Origin of the sequence: Eudoraea algarum, assembly GCF_050589645.1 — a bacterium.
Lineage (GTDB): Bacteria > Bacteroidota > Bacteroidia > Flavobacteriales > Flavobacteriaceae > JBNGOQ01.
Map to the genome: position 1 here is coordinate 66,853 of NZ_JBNGOQ010000001.1, position 12,777 is coordinate 79,629.

17 protein-coding genes are annotated in these 12,777 nt (G+C 44.7%); 9 read left to right on the forward strand and 8 right to left on the reverse strand.

Features of this window, described 5'->3' with window-relative positions; all coding sequences use genetic code 11:
• Window positions 1-19: 19 nt before the first annotated feature.
• Entirely contained in the window at window positions 20-1,069 is a 1,050-nt protein-coding gene (locus ACRD67_RS00275) for a 2Fe-2S iron-sulfur cluster-binding protein (RefSeq protein WP_430964944.1), read from the reverse strand.
• A gap of 126 nt (window positions 1,070-1,195) precedes the next feature.
• Here ACRD67_RS00275 and ACRD67_RS00280 point away from each other — a divergent pair, with 126 nt between their 5' ends.
• Both ACRD67_RS00280 and ACRD67_RS00285 read left to right on the forward strand, forming a co-directional pair.
• Window positions 1,196-2,665: a DUF5687 family protein gene (locus ACRD67_RS00280; RefSeq protein ID WP_430964945.1), complete on the forward strand. Its 1,470-nt coding sequence runs from the start codon at window positions 1,196-1,198 to the stop codon at window positions 2,663-2,665.
• Window positions 2,666-2,677: 12 nt separating this feature from the next.
• Complete coding sequence (locus ACRD67_RS00285; protein ID WP_430966169.1) at window positions 2,678-3,373, forward strand: ABC transporter ATP-binding protein; 696 nt, start codon at window positions 2,678-2,680, stop codon at window positions 3,371-3,373.
• Between the two features lie 75 nt (window positions 3,374-3,448).
• Here the strand turns inward: ACRD67_RS00285 and ACRD67_RS00290 are convergent, their stop codons facing one another.
• Genes ACRD67_RS00290 through ACRD67_RS00320 form a run of 7 tightly spaced genes read right to left on the reverse strand, consistent with a single transcriptional unit; the run spans window position 3,449 to window position 6,325 of the window.
• A complete protein-coding gene (locus tag ACRD67_RS00290) occupies window positions 3,449-3,823 on the reverse strand; it encodes a SnoaL-like domain-containing protein (protein ID WP_430964946.1) in 375 nt (124 codons plus the stop codon).
• Between the two features lie 44 nt (window positions 3,824-3,867).
• A complete protein-coding gene (locus ACRD67_RS00295) occupies window positions 3,868-4,527 on the reverse strand; it encodes a DUF2461 domain-containing protein (RefSeq protein WP_430964947.1) in 660 nt (219 codons plus the stop codon).
• A gap of 9 nt (window positions 4,528-4,536) precedes the next feature.
• On the reverse strand, window positions 4,537-4,908 hold the full coding sequence (locus tag ACRD67_RS00300; RefSeq protein WP_430964948.1) for a DUF1801 domain-containing protein: 372 nt from the start codon (window positions 4,906-4,908) through the stop codon (window positions 4,537-4,539).
• The gene (locus ACRD67_RS00305; protein ID WP_430964949.1) at window positions 4,898-5,347 is read right to left on the reverse strand and encodes an SRPBCC family protein; all 450 of its coding nucleotides are present in this window, start codon (window positions 5,345-5,347) and stop codon (window positions 4,898-4,900) included. Before ACRD67_RS00305 ends, ACRD67_RS00300 begins: the two co-directional genes overlap by 11 nt.
• Window positions 5,347-5,646: a putative quinol monooxygenase gene (locus tag ACRD67_RS00310; RefSeq protein ID WP_430964950.1), complete on the reverse strand. Its 300-nt coding sequence runs from the start codon at window positions 5,644-5,646 to the stop codon at window positions 5,347-5,349. Before ACRD67_RS00310 ends, ACRD67_RS00305 begins: the two co-directional genes overlap by 1 nt.
• Window positions 5,646-5,978: a TfoX/Sxy family protein gene (locus ACRD67_RS00315; RefSeq protein ID WP_430964951.1), complete on the reverse strand. Its 333-nt coding sequence runs from the start codon at window positions 5,976-5,978 to the stop codon at window positions 5,646-5,648. The genes ACRD67_RS00310 and ACRD67_RS00315 overlap by 1 nt, the downstream gene beginning before the upstream one ends.
• A gap of 2 nt (window positions 5,979-5,980) precedes the next feature.
• Window positions 5,981-6,325 carry a hypothetical protein gene (locus tag ACRD67_RS00320; protein WP_430964952.1) on the reverse strand — a complete coding sequence of 115 codons (345 nt, stop codon included), beginning with the start codon at window positions 6,323-6,325 and terminating at the stop codon, window positions 5,981-5,983.
• A gap of 103 nt (window positions 6,326-6,428) precedes the next feature.
• On the opposite strand from ACRD67_RS00320, the gene ACRD67_RS00325 reads away from it, so the two are divergent.
• The 7 genes from ACRD67_RS00325 to atpE all read left to right on the forward strand — a co-directional run bounded on the left by ACRD67_RS00325 (window position 6,429) and on the right by atpE (window position 12,723).
• Window positions 6,429-7,442, forward strand: a complete 1,014-nt coding sequence (locus tag ACRD67_RS00325) for a GlxA family transcriptional regulator (RefSeq protein WP_430964953.1) — start codon at window positions 6,429-6,431, stop codon at window positions 7,440-7,442.
• 154 nt (window positions 7,443-7,596) lie between these two features.
• The gene (gene porW, locus ACRD67_RS00330; RefSeq protein WP_430964954.1) at window positions 7,597-10,152 is read left to right on the forward strand and encodes a type IX secretion system periplasmic lipoprotein PorW/SprE; all 2,556 of its coding nucleotides are present in this window, start codon (window positions 7,597-7,599) and stop codon (window positions 10,150-10,152) included.
• A 4-nt stretch (window positions 10,153-10,156) separates the two neighbouring features.
• The gene (locus ACRD67_RS00335; RefSeq protein ID WP_430964955.1) at window positions 10,157-10,642 is read left to right on the forward strand and encodes a bactofilin family protein; all 486 of its coding nucleotides are present in this window, start codon (window positions 10,157-10,159) and stop codon (window positions 10,640-10,642) included.
• Window positions 10,620-10,871 carry an AtpZ/AtpI family protein gene (locus ACRD67_RS00340; RefSeq protein ID WP_430964956.1) on the forward strand — a complete coding sequence of 84 codons (252 nt, stop codon included), beginning with the start codon at window positions 10,620-10,622 and terminating at the stop codon, window positions 10,869-10,871. The genes ACRD67_RS00335 and ACRD67_RS00340 overlap by 23 nt, the downstream gene beginning before the upstream one ends.
• Entirely contained in the window at window positions 10,864-11,247 is a 384-nt protein-coding gene (locus ACRD67_RS00345; protein WP_430964957.1) for a hypothetical protein, read from the forward strand. Before ACRD67_RS00340 ends, ACRD67_RS00345 begins: the two co-directional genes overlap by 8 nt.
• Before the next feature lie 87 nt (window positions 11,248-11,334).
• The gene (gene atpB / locus ACRD67_RS00350; RefSeq protein ID WP_430964958.1) at window positions 11,335-12,447 is read left to right on the forward strand and encodes a F0F1 ATP synthase subunit A; all 1,113 of its coding nucleotides are present in this window, start codon (window positions 11,335-11,337) and stop codon (window positions 12,445-12,447) included.
• A 24-nt stretch (window positions 12,448-12,471) separates the two neighbouring features.
• Entirely contained in the window at window positions 12,472-12,723 is a 252-nt protein-coding gene (atpE, locus tag ACRD67_RS00355) for an ATP synthase F0 subunit C (protein WP_430964959.1), read from the forward strand.
• Window positions 12,724-12,777 lie beyond the last annotated feature (54 nt).

Below are 12,777 nucleotides of genomic sequence, written 5' to 3' on the forward strand. Positions count from 1 at the left end.
AGCTGGACTTCCCCCGGTATCACACATCGTCGTAATCTACCTTTAAGGTTGGGGTAAGTGGGTGAGCCTGGCAAGTTAAAATGAGGCCTTCGGCGATTTCGCCGTCCGTTAAAATCTGATTTTTGACCATTTCTGCCTTTCCTTCGGTAATTCTTGCAATACAGCTACTGCAAACCCCGCCTTGGCAGGAGTAGGGTGCATCGATATTCTCCTTGAGCACGGCATCGAGCACCAAGGTCTTCTTGTCCATGGAGAGCGAATAGGTCTCGTCGTCCACCACGACTTCCACCTTGGTGGTGCCATCCAAATTCTCCGCTATGGTATCCACAGCCTCCGTTGAGGTAAAAAGTTCATAAAGGATATCGGCATCTGGCACCCCGGCAACTTTAAGCGTATCCGAAACCACATGGATCATTGGTTCCGGCCCGCAAAGATAAAAGCGGTCAAAAGAGACCTCCTTAAATTTGTTCTTGATGATGAAGTTCACAGTGGAGGTATCGATTCGCCCAAAAAGAGAACCCTCTTCCTGTGCCTTGCTATAAACGAACTGAATAAAAAACCTGTTGGTATATTTTTTAGATAAAGCCCGGAGGTTCCTATAAAACATGGTTTCCTCAGGGCTTTGGTTGCCATATACCAGTACAAAAGTGCTGTTCAAATGGCTTTCCAATACGTTTTGGGCAATGCTCAAAATAGGTGTGATTCCACTTCCGGCGGCAAAGGCAGCGATGTGCTGTTCCCGGTTGGACGGATGGAAGACAAAGCGCCCTTCGGGCGGCATAACTTCCATAACATCCCCAGCCTTTATCGCTGTATTGGCATATACCGAAAAGGTTCCGTCCTCCACTTTTTTGACCCCCACAGAAATTCCCGGGGCGGTGGGCAGGGAACAAATGGAGTAGGCCCTGCGGATTTCCCCGCCGTTCATGGGATGTTTTATGGTAATGTATTGGCCCGAAAGAAAGGAAAAGGTATCCTTTAGTTCCTTGGGAATGGAAAACGATATTGCAACTGCGTTTGGGGTAAGTCTTTCCACCGAAGATACGGTCAGGGAATGAAAATCGCTCATGAATCAATTTTTGTGCAAAACTAAGCAAAGCTGTGTTATTTAAAATAGGATGGCCTAAAAATAGTTGGTGGTTGTAACAAAATATATATTTGCTACACTAACCCCTCAGAGCAAGCTACAGACTACATGTTTAAGCATTTTGTAAACCTGCAATGGAAATCCTTTTTTCGATCCGCCAGTTTGGGCAAGGATATGGCCATCAAGGTCCTTATGATTTTCTTTGCCGTTTATATGTTGGTTTCCCTTGCCCTGGCCGGTGTGGGACTTTATTTTCTCCTGGAGAAGTTTTTTCCGGGCGCCGATCTGTTGCTTAAGCTCAGCGAGTATGTGGTGTATTGGTTTCTAATGGAGCTCTTCTTCAGATATTTTATGCAAAAGCTTCCCGTACTGGACGTTAAGCCATTGCTCCTGCTCCCGGTGAAAAAAGGGGTCATTACCCATTACATTCTGGCTAAATCGGGACTGTCCTTTTATAACTTTTTTTCCCTAGTCCTGTTCGCCCCCTTTGTGGTCATGCTGGCCATTCATGAGTATCCACTACCGAATTTGTTATCGTGGCTCTTCGCTCTGGTCTGCATCTCGCTCACTGTAAATTACTTGAACTTTCTGATCAACAAAAATGACCGGGCGCTTATCGGGTTGGCCGTGGTGATAATTGGGTTGTACGCTGTTAACTATTTTGGCCTACTATCGGTCACGGAGCTAACGGGCAAAGTATTCTATGCCTTTTACGAGTACCCGCCAACAATTTTGGCGCCCCTTGCCTTGGCACTTGGGATGTACGCTTTTAACTATCGCTTTTTGCGCAGGCGGATATTTCTCGATGCCTCCCTCAAAAAGAAAACCAAGGAAGCCGTTACGGCTGATCTGGGGTGGACCAAAAAATTTGGAAGTATCGCTCCCTTTCTACAACTGGACCTTAAACTAATCTGGCGCAACAAACGCACCAAAACACAGGTCTTTCTCTCCCTGGCCATGATTTTCTATGGCCTGGTTTTTTACACCATGGACGAATTTTCCAACACCTCCGCCATGATGGTTTTTGCCGGGATTTTTATTACGGGCATCTTCCTGGTGAACTTTGGGCAGTTCATCCCCGCTTGGGACAGCGCCTACTATAGTATGATGATGGCGCAGAACATTCCACTGCGCAAGTATCTGGAGTCCAAGGCAGGGCTCATTTCCGCCAGTGTGGTGGTCATGTTCCTGCTTTCCATTCCCTATGTGTATTTTGGCTGGCAGGCCCTGGCTATAAACCTTAGCAGTGCACTTTACAATTTGGGAATCAACATTCCGCTTATCCTGTTCTTTGGGTCCATGAACAAAAAGAGGATCGATTTGGATAAAAGTGCTTTTTCAAATATGCAGGGCACGGGGGCCACGCAGTTTTTGGTCCTCATACCACTCTTGGGAGTACCTATGATTATTTTTCCGGCGTTGAAATTTCTAATTTCCTTTGAGGTCGCATTGGGCGTGCTCTCCGCCCTGGGGCTGGTGGGCATTGCTTTTAGAAAGCCCATGCTGGACAGGATCACCGAAATTTATCGAAAAAAGAAATACGGCATGATTGCCGGATTTAAGGAAAAGAACAGCTAACATAGGGATATGATGATACAATCAAAAAACCTTACTAAAACATACGGGTCACAGACCGTATTAAACATAGAGGATCTGGTAATCCCAAAAGGGCAGAGCTTTGGTCTGGTGGGCAATAACGGTGCAGGAAAGACCACATTTTTCAGCTTGTTGCTCGATTTAATACAGCCTACCACGGGACACGTCATTAATAATGGGGTCCAAGTGAACACGAGCGAGGCCTGGAAACCCTTTACCTCCTCCTTTATAGACGAGACCTTTTTGATCGGTTACCTTACCCCGGAAGAATATTTTTATTTTATCGGGGAGTTGCGCGGGCAGAACAAAGCCGATGTGGATGGACTACTGTCCCAATTTGAAGACTTTTTCCACGGAGAGATCCTAGGACAAAAGAAGTACCTCCGTGATCTGTCCAAGGGAAACCAGAAGAAAGCGGGTATTGTAGCTTCCTTCATCGGAAATCCCGAAGTGGTCATCTTGGATGAGCCCTTTGCCAATTTGGACCCGACCACGCAGATCAGACTAAAGGGAATAATCAAGGATTTGGCCAAGAAGGGGGAAGTAACCGTATTGGTTTCGAGTCACGACCTTAGCCATGTAACGGAGGTCTGTGAGCGGATCGTGGTACTGAACAAGGGCCAAATCGTAAGGGACATACAAACTTCTGAAGCGACCTTAAGGGAATTGGAAAGTTTCTTTGCCGGGTAAAAACCGTCGCGAAGAACAACATTGAAAAGCGCGCTGTGCTTTCAATGTTGCCCAACGGACCGTTTAGACATAATCCTACCCCTGCGGGTTCTGCGGGGTAAAAAAGAATTCTTCCTGGGTAATTTTCCCATTTTCCACTTTGTACAGACATACCTCCTCCATACTGCTTCTTGGAGCCCCTTTGAAGGTCACATCCATTTTCATGGTGCAGGCAAAGAACTTATCGGCGACTATGGGTTCCGAAATTTCCATACCGTGCACTTCCTCTACCATGCTATTGAAGTGTTCCGACTTTTGTTTTACGGCATCCAGGCCCCGCACCTCTTTCATGGGCGCTCCATCTGGTTCTATACTCACAATATTGTCCCCGTAAAGGGCATTAATGGCTTCATTGAACTGCCCCTGTTTGCAATACGCTACCAATTGATTTGCTACTTCCTGTGTTGTCATGATCTTTCGTTTTTATAATTCATAAATCGTTATGGATTTCTTTTTCAGTGTAGGGCCTGATTGAGATACTCGTTTAATGGGCGAATACCGGCAAAATGCGCCAAAATTTCTTCCGGGAGCTTTTCCGATTGGTAAAAGGGCTCCAGTGGAAATTCGGCCATGGCATAGAACTGCTTGTTATAGATCAAAGGGGTCTTGTCGGCCACAGGGAGAAGATCCTTGTCCAATCGTTTCGCCTTTTCGCCCTTCAAAGCGCCAAAGTGCTGCCTAAAGTTCTCGGAACCCATTAGGTTCAAGAACGCAGGGGTATTTTCAGCAATATGGGTCCGTATTTTTTTTAGTTCTGGGCTTTGTACCATGAACAAGCCACCTCCTACATGGATATGGTGCGCATCTATCCCCAGATAGTAGCCCGGGAGCACCGACTTTTTTCCATTGGGGGAAAAACCGGCCTTTAAGATGAGATGATAGGGCGATTTGTCCTTGGAAAAGCGGATATCCCGGTTGATTCGGAATAACGCTTTTTTGGCATCCGGGAGGATTCGATGATCCCATTCCGTAAGGGTGGGCAACAAACGGTTGAGCAATTCCAAAAAGGGCCCCTTGGCCACTTCCTCATATCTTTTTTTATGGGCATGAAACCAAGCGGAACTGTTGTTTTCCTTTAGTTCTTGAAAAAAATGGGTATAGGCTGCCGTAAACATAGGGTCCTTTTATTTTTTGGTATCCTGGATTTTGATCCACTCCTTGATGACATCTTGTAGTGCACCCTTCTTTTTGCCAATGTCCTCCAAACCATAAAATCGGGCTACCCGACTTTCTTTGCCATCGCCTTCCAACAATCCGGAAACGTCAGGGATCAACGCTCCCTTATGGAACATTAAGCTTACAAATTTCTTGGCATTGAAGAAAAAGGAGGCAATATTCCCCTTGTACATGAAAGTGGGAGTCTTCCATTTTATCGTCTCTTCAATACGGTGGTCCGACTCCAAAATAATTCTTCGGACCTCCTGTATCTCAAGAGTCAAAGGATGTTTTTTCTCCTTCAGAAAATTATCTACTTCCGGGTTGGTTTTAGCTTGCATGGTTTTTGTTTTCGAGGACTTTCTTAAGCCGTTTTAAATCTATTCCATTTGCCCTTTTCATGGCAGCGGCCATAAAGGGAGCCACGAATTTTGAAAAGCCCGTGGGATTGCCCCTGTTTCGCAAGGTCATATGGGTATGTCCGCCATTGAAATCTTCCCAGGTGTAGCTGGTTTCCATAGGGAATGGCCCATCGACGCTTTGCATCACCAGCCTTTTCATGGGAACAAATTCAACTATTTCGTAGGTATACATAAGCTGCCTTCCCAGAAAATTGGCCTTAAAAGCTATCCGTGTGCCGATTTCCGCCGGTTTGGGAGTCAACCATACGGCCGACTTTATATTTACATACCATTCATGGGCATTATCCGGATTGGCCACGTATTCGGCAACCCGATGCCGGGGGCAAAAAATTTGTATGTCCGTGAGCACGTCAACCATCACATATCGGTATTGGTTTCATTGTATACTATAGGTTTAGGCATAATTTCGCATAAGGGGTACAAGGCCGCAACGAATTCTGCACAGTGCTTGGATTTCTTGTGGTAAGTTTCCGATGCGTCATCCGAAAAGGTCATTACATGGATGAACTTTGTAGGCTCATCAGCCTGTTGCAATGATTGGTACAATAGGGTTTTGGGCTCATTTTTTTTGATGGCAGAAATGAATTTGCCAATGATGGGGCCTACCGCTCCCAATGCTTCCGGTTTTATCGTAAACGGCACCATAACATGTTTCATCACGATTCTGATTTAATGGTTTTCAGGGCCTTGTTGGCCCATTCCACAAGTTTGTCCGTATCGTTTGCGATTGCATCCGGAATAGAGAAATAGGGCATTTTACCGTGTTGATGAGATCCACTTTTCTCAAAATCCATTTTGTTGAAGGCATTTGCCTTTAAAAAGGACTGCCCTTTGGAATTGACGATTCCGAACATTTTCCCATGATGGAATATCCCATGGCCCCCGAACATCTTTTTTGATGTAATCCCATCGATTCCGTTCAGCTTTGCGACCAATGCCTCTGCCGCCAATGTGGCCTCTTGGTTCAGTTTGTCCCCTTTTGTTCCCATACTTATTTTTTTGGATTTAATGCCATGAGCTCCAACGCTTTGGAGGTGAGCCCATCCCACTCCGCATGGTCGTTGAACCCTACCTCGTACCATCCGCTCAAAGGCGCTTTGTTCTTAAAGGGGTTGAATTCCTCTATTTCGATTTCCAATGCATCCACTGGATAGGTCTTGCCCAGTTTGAACACCATGGTACTCCGTCGTGAAAAAAAGGCAAATACCTTGCCCTTGTAGTGTATTGCAGGAGAACTCATCATGGTACCCACACTTACATGAGTATGTTTTGCGCAAAAGGCATCCCTAATTTTTTCGAACAGTTCAAACTCCATAAAACGGGCATCTGGTTTCAAAGCTACGAAACATAGGACAGGGCCGAAATGGGTAAATCAGCCACTTTGGAGGGTTGTTTATGCCAAATAATTAGGTTATTTTTGAACATAAACCTATTACATAATGAAGCACGTAAGCATATTGGTTCCCAAGAGCAATGCCATACTTAGTAGTGTCATAGGGCCTTACAAGATTTTTAATGCGGCCAATGAATTTTTGGCACAAACAGAAAATGGAGCCCAGCCTCCCTTTGATATCCATTTGGTGGGCGTGGAAAAGGATACCGTATTGTACGATGGAGCCTTTAGCATACACTGCGATAAGGTCCTTTCCGAGGTGGAACGAACAGACTTGATATTGATACCCTCCTTTAAGCCCAACGATCTGTTGGCGGATGTACGCAACAACCAGGAGTTTGTGCCATGGATCAAAAAGCAAAGATTGGACCATGGTGCCGAGGTGGCCAGTTTTTGTTTGGGCGCTTTTATTTTGGCCGAGACCGGATTGGTAGATGGGAAACAGTGCGCGACGCATTGGGCCGGTACCGATGTTTTGAAAAAAATGTATCCAAAGATCAATGTGGTATCCAACAAGGTGGTGACCGAGGAGGACGGATTGTATACCAGTGGGGGCGCTTATTCCTTTCTGAATTTGGTCGTGCATTTGATAGAAAAATACTGCGGGCGCGACACGGCCATTTTTATTTCCAAGTTTTTCGAGATCGAAATTGATCGGGAAAGCCAGAACCAGTTCGCCATTTTTCAAGGGCAGAAAGACCATGAAGATCAGGTCATTAAACAAGCGCAAAGGTACATAGAAGGCAATGTGGCCGATAAAATATCGGTACAGCAATTAGCAGGGATGTATTCGGTAAGCCGGCGCAACTTTGTAAGGCGATTTAAAAAAGCTACCCAGAATACGCCCTTGGAATACATACAACGCGTAAAGATCGAGGCCGCCAAAAAGCGTTTGGAATCTACCCAGCACAATGTGGCCGAGGTAATGTTCGGAGTGGGGTACTCCGATCAGAAGGCCTTTAGATCGGTCTTTAAAAAATATGTGGGCCTATCGCCGGTAGCCTATAAGAGCAAATACAATAGGGATTTGGTAGATTTTGAAAGCCCCACCACCTGGTAGTTTTAGGGACGAGCGAAGCCCTTGGCAAAGTGCATTGGGATTATTGGATTTTTGTTTTTTTTCCTCGAAATGAAAATAATGTGCATTTTACCGATGAGCGGTATAATAATCTGGATGTTTTTAAGTTAAGACTACATACGAATACCAAGGAATTTTGAAGCTTCAGCACAAACTTTTTCCACTTCTGATTTTGGCTGGAATCCTGTTTAACGGATGTTCCACCAAAAAGGACGCTTTTGTCAATCGCAATTGGCACGGCCTGAACACCAAGTACAACGTACTTTACAACGGCAATATCGCTTTTGAGGAGGGGCGCGAACAACTCAATGCTTCGTATCGGGATAACTACTGGGAAGTCCTTCCCGTAGAACGTTTGGAGGTGACGGATGAGGTAAAATTGGATTCTGAAAACAATACCCCACAATTTTTGCTTGCCGAGGAAAAGGCCACCAAGGCCATACAAAAGCACAGCATGGACATTAAGGACGAGGAGCGCAATCCCCAGACCGATGAAGCTTTTCTCCTATTGGGCAAGGCGCGCTATTTTGACCAACGCTATATCCCTGCGCTGGAAGCCTTCAATTATGTGCTTCGCAAATACACACAAAGCGATAAGCTCAACGAAGCCACCATATGGAGGGAGAAAGTGAACATCCGTTTGGAAAATGAGGAATTGGCGATCAAAAACCTGAAGCGCTTGTTCAAGTACGAGGATTTACGGGACCAGGAGTACGCGGATGCACGTGCCATGATGGCCCAAGCTTATATAAACCTGAATGCCCCTGATACGGCCATACAACAATTGAAGATTGCCTCTGCCTATACCCGTAAAAATCCGGAAAAAGGCCGATATTATTTTATCATTGGGCAGCTCTATGACCAGTTGGGGCATAAGGATAGCGCCAACTACGCCTTTGACAAGATCATTGCCCTCAATCGAAAATCACCCAGGGTTTATATGATCAACGCCCATTTAAAAAAAATACAGAACACGGAAATTACCCAGGAGAACAAGGAGGCCTTGTTGGAGTACCTCATCGATTTGGAGGAAAACAGGGAAAACCGTCCCTTTTTGGATAAGATCTACAGACAGGAAGCGGAATACCATTTGACCAATGGCTCCGACAGTTTGGCCCTGGTCTACTTCAACAAATCGCTCCGTGCTACCCAGAACGTTCCGCAGTTGAACGCCCTGAACTATGAAAACCTCGCGGAATACCATTTTGACCAAAACGGTTATAAGACCGCGGGAGCCTATTACGATAGCACCTTGACCAACCTCCGGGAAAACACAAAAAAATACCGTTCCGTAAAAAAGAAATTGGACAATTTGGAAGATGTAATCGCCTATGAGGAGGTGGTACAATATGCAGATAGTGTAATTACGCTATACCATATGGACGAGACAGAACGAGTGGCCTATTTTGAAACCTATATTGCCAAGATGAGGGAAAAGGAAGAAGCCGAGGCATTAAAAGAGGAAGAGCGGTTAAACGCGGGCCTGGATGTTTTTTCCCAGAGCAAGGCCGGCAAGGCTACCAAGGGCAAATTTTATTTCTACAATATCACCAGCCTTGGATATGGGAAAACCGATTTCAGGAACAAATGGGGAGAGCGGGTGTTGGAGGACGATTGGCGTTGGTCCAATAAGAATAGGGCCTTACCAGTACAACAAACGGATGAAATCGGGGTGGCCTCGGGGAATGTGGAGGAAGCGGTTACCGATGAACAAAAATATTCGGTGGATTTTTATTTGGACCGTATACCATCGGACGAGGGTGTCATAGACAGTTTGAAGACCGAAAGAAATTTTGCCAACTATCAATTGGGCTTGATCTACAAGGAAAAATTCAAGGAAAACTTTTTGGCGGCCAACAAATTGAACGGCGTGCTAAAGGCAGACCCCGAAGAACGACTGGTACTTCCATCCAAGTATAATCTGTACAAGATCTATGAGGAATTGGAAAGTCCATTGGCGGCAGGAATGAAAGCCGATATCATTAAAAACCACCCAAATTCCCGTTACGCCGAGATACTTCTAAATCCACAAGCGGTACTGGCCAACGCCACCGATAGCCCAGATGCACGATATACCCAGTTGTACAAAAGATATTTGGAGCAAGAGTATGTGGGTGTTATCAAAGGGGCGGAGGAAAACATCAATCGGTATACAGGGGATGAGATCGTACCAAAGTTTGAAATGCTCAAGGCCAATGCCATAGGTAGGCTGCAAGGATATGAAGCGTTTAAGGATGCGCTTAATTTCGTGGCCCTTAACTATCCCAACAATCCTGAGGGGCAAAAGGCACAGCAGATGGTGGCCGAACAACTTCCCAAGCTGGAACCTAAAGTGTTTTCACAGGAAACAGGAGTTTCGGGCAAAGGAAATTGGAAGGTGGTCTTTCCATTTAAGATACGTGATGATGAACAGGCCCAGGAGCTCAAGGAGCTTTTGGAAAAATCCATCGTAGACCTGAAATACAAGAACAGGGTGTCCAAGGACATCTACAGTTTGGAAGACCAATTTGTGGTCGTTCACGGGTTTAAGTCCAAGGATTTTGCCCTAGGCTATGTGGAACTGCTAAAAATTAACAAGGATTACAAGGTTGACAATGAGAATTTTGTAATTTTGTCATCCAACTATAAAATCATTCAAGTACACAAAAATTTAGAGGAATACAAAAAAGAACTCTTAACCCCAAAACCATAGAATAATGTTTTCAGATAACAAAAAACCTCGTGTTATGACAGAAATAGGCGGACAACCCAACAGAATTGAAAAGAACACCAAAATCAAAGGAGATATCATCTCCGAAGCGGATTTTAGGATCGATGGAAAATTGGACGGTAATGTAAAGACCTCCGGAAAAGTAGTTATCGGCAAAGGTGGCTATATCCATGGAAAGGTAGAATGTGTGAACGCAGATATCGAAGGAAGCTTCAACGGGGAACTGTTGGTGTCGGACCTGCTCTCCCTTAAGGCCTCTGCCGTAATAGAGGGAACGGTCTCCGTTACCAAATTGGCCGTTGAGCCTGGAGCAACCTTTAATGCATCCTGTACCATGAAAGGCAAAGGGGGCGCTTCCGCAGCGAGCACCAGCACTGCGAGTACGGCTGCCTCAACGTCCAGTTCAAGCGCTGCCAGTAGTTATAAACAGCCTTTGAGGACAAGCAGTAATGGACCCGCAAAAGCATCCTAGGAAGAAGAACCCACTAAATTCATACGCTAGATTTTCAGGCATAGCCCTTCAGATGATCGTCATCATAGGTCTGGGCAGTTTTGGCGGAGTAAAATTGGATGAAGCCTATCCAAACCAATACCATGTGTTCACCTTGGTATGTTCTTTGGGATCCGTTGCTCTGGCCATGTATATGGTCGTAAAACAAGTGTCCAATATTTCAAAAAAACAAAATTCATCCAATGGGTAAGGAAATGGGTGTTTTTCTGGTGAAGCTCCTGGCGTTTGCCGGGCTGCTGTTCGCCGTGCATTTTTATATTTTGTTACAGCTCTTTTCCGGCACCCTCTATTTTCCACTTTGGGGCATCTATCTTTTTAATGCGGCTTTGGTTTTGGCCGTATACGTGGTCTTAAGATGGTATGCGGCCCAGGAAAGTAAAAACGTTTTCAAAATTTTTCTGATGCTAACCATAGCAAAAATGGCCTTGGTGATCATCTTTTTGCTCCCACTTTTTCTTAAGAAATCGGATCATACCCTAGTGGAGGTCTTCAATTTTTTTATCCCGTATTTTTTGCTCCTTTTGTTCGAGACTATCGCCATAAATAAATTTCTTCAAAAAACCTAAATAAAGCAAATAATATAGTTTGCCAATTAATTTAATGTATGTACATTTGCAGCGAATTTTTCAGAGGGGTTTTAAATCAAAATTTCAATGCAGGTCAGTACATTCAGAGCATTTTTTGCGATTCTATTCTTATCTTTTTATAGTTTAGGTTTTGCGGCATCAAAAACTGCTGCCAAAGATTCCTCGGAGGGGGATGAACCATTCAACGCTTCAGAATTAATTTTTCATCATATTGGCGACTCGCATAGCTTTCACGTTTACGGAAGCGATGAAGACCATTTCCCGGCCGCATTGACGATTCCATTACCCGTCATTTTATGGACAGATAACGGCCTGGTCACTTTTATGTCCAGCGAATTCCATCACGATGTGGACGGCAAGGTAATGGTTGAAAGGAAGGGGTTGAAATTCACAAATCTACACGATAAGATATATCAGTTGGATGCTGGGGCCTTGGCCGTTACACTCGATAAAGACCAACATGCTACAAATGCCACAAGACCTCTGGACTTTTCCATCACGAAAAATGTCTTTTCCATGTTCCTGTCCATGGCGCTTATACTTTTGATCTTCCTGTTTTCTGCCAGATCGTATAAAAAATCGAATACCAATATGCCCAGCGGCATTGGCCGATTCATGGAGCCTATCATTGTTTTTATAAGGGACGAGGTGGCCATTCCCAATATCGGGGAGCATCACTACAAAAGATATATGCCGTTTTTGTTGACCTTGTTTTTCTTTATTTGGATCAACAATGTAATCGGACTTATTCCCTTTTTCCCTTTTAGCTCAAATCTAAGTGGTAATATCGCCTTTACCCTTACGCTAGCGGTAATCACTTTTGTCATTACAATTTTTAGCAGTAAGAAATACTATTGGAAGCATATGTTGTGGATGCCCGGTTTGCCGGTACCCATGAAATTGTTCCTGGCTCCTATTGAAATCATAGGCATGTTTGTGAAACCCATTGCCCTTATGATTCGTTTGTTTGCCAATATTACCGCAGGGCACGTAATTGTGCTGAGTTTGATTGGGTTGATATTTATTTTCGAAACGTTCTGGGTGGCCCCCATTTCTGTCCTGTTCACGCTGTTTATTAGTGTGATAGAAGTGCTGGTGGTTGCTATTCAGGCCTATATATTTACCATGCTTTCCGCCTTGTATTTTGGACAAGCGCTGGAAGAAGAACATGATCATTAATTAATTTTTTTAAATACGTAAACTATGAGTTTAGCATTAGTACAAGAGGCCGCTGCCGCTGTTGATTATGGAGCATTTGCTGCTATTGGAGCAGGATTGGCTGCTATCGGCGGAGGAATCGGTGTTGGTAAAATTGGTGGGGCTGCCATGGAGGCTATGGCCCGCCAGCCAGAGATGCAAGGAAAACTACAAGGGTCTGCGATCGTACTTATCGCCTTTATTGAGGCGGTAGCACTTTTTGGGGTTGTTGTAGGACTAATGGGTGTCTTAGGTTAGAACTTATATTAAGGCACAACGGTTGGTTGTGCCTTAGTATTTTAAAAAAATGAA

Coding starts and splice junctions, on each gene's coding strand:
- ACRD67_RS00275 (WP_430964944.1), bottom strand. CDS start 1,069: ATGAGCGATTTTCATTCCCTGACCGTATCTTCGGTGGAAAGACTTACC.
- ACRD67_RS00280 (WP_430964945.1), top strand. CDS start 1,196: ATGTTTAAGCATTTTGTAAACCTGCAATGGAAATCCTTTTTTCGATCC.
- ACRD67_RS00285 (WP_430966169.1), top strand. CDS start 2,678: ATGATACAATCAAAAAACCTTACTAAAACATACGGGTCACAGACCGTA.
- ACRD67_RS00290 (WP_430964946.1), bottom strand. CDS start 3,823: ATGACAACACAGGAAGTAGCAAATCAATTGGTAGCGTATTGCAAACAG.
- ACRD67_RS00295 (WP_430964947.1), bottom strand. CDS start 4,527: ATGTTTACGGCAGCCTATACCCATTTTTTTCAAGAACTAAAGGAAAAC.
- ACRD67_RS00300 (WP_430964948.1), bottom strand. CDS start 4,908: ATGCAAGCTAAAACCAACCCGGAAGTAGATAATTTTCTGAAGGAGAAA.
- ACRD67_RS00305 (WP_430964949.1), bottom strand. CDS start 5,347: ATGGTTGACGTGCTCACGGACATACAAATTTTTTGCCCCCGGCATCGG.
- ACRD67_RS00310 (WP_430964950.1), bottom strand. CDS start 5,646: ATGAAACATGTTATGGTGCCGTTTACGATAAAACCGGAAGCATTGGGA.
- ACRD67_RS00315 (WP_430964951.1), bottom strand. CDS start 5,978: ATGGGAACAAAAGGGGACAAACTGAACCAAGAGGCCACATTGGCGGCA.
- ACRD67_RS00325 (WP_430964953.1), top strand. CDS start 6,429: ATGAAGCACGTAAGCATATTGGTTCCCAAGAGCAATGCCATACTTAGT.
- ACRD67_RS00335 (WP_430964955.1), top strand. CDS start 10,157: ATGTTTTCAGATAACAAAAAACCTCGTGTTATGACAGAAATAGGCGGA.
- ACRD67_RS00340 (WP_430964956.1), top strand. CDS start 10,620: ATGGACCCGCAAAAGCATCCTAGGAAGAAGAACCCACTAAATTCATAC.
- ACRD67_RS00345 (WP_430964957.1), top strand. CDS start 10,864: ATGGGTAAGGAAATGGGTGTTTTTCTGGTGAAGCTCCTGGCGTTTGCC.
- atpB (WP_430964958.1), top strand. CDS start 11,335: ATGCAGGTCAGTACATTCAGAGCATTTTTTGCGATTCTATTCTTATCT.
- atpE (WP_430964959.1), top strand. CDS start 12,472: ATGAGTTTAGCATTAGTACAAGAGGCCGCTGCCGCTGTTGATTATGGA.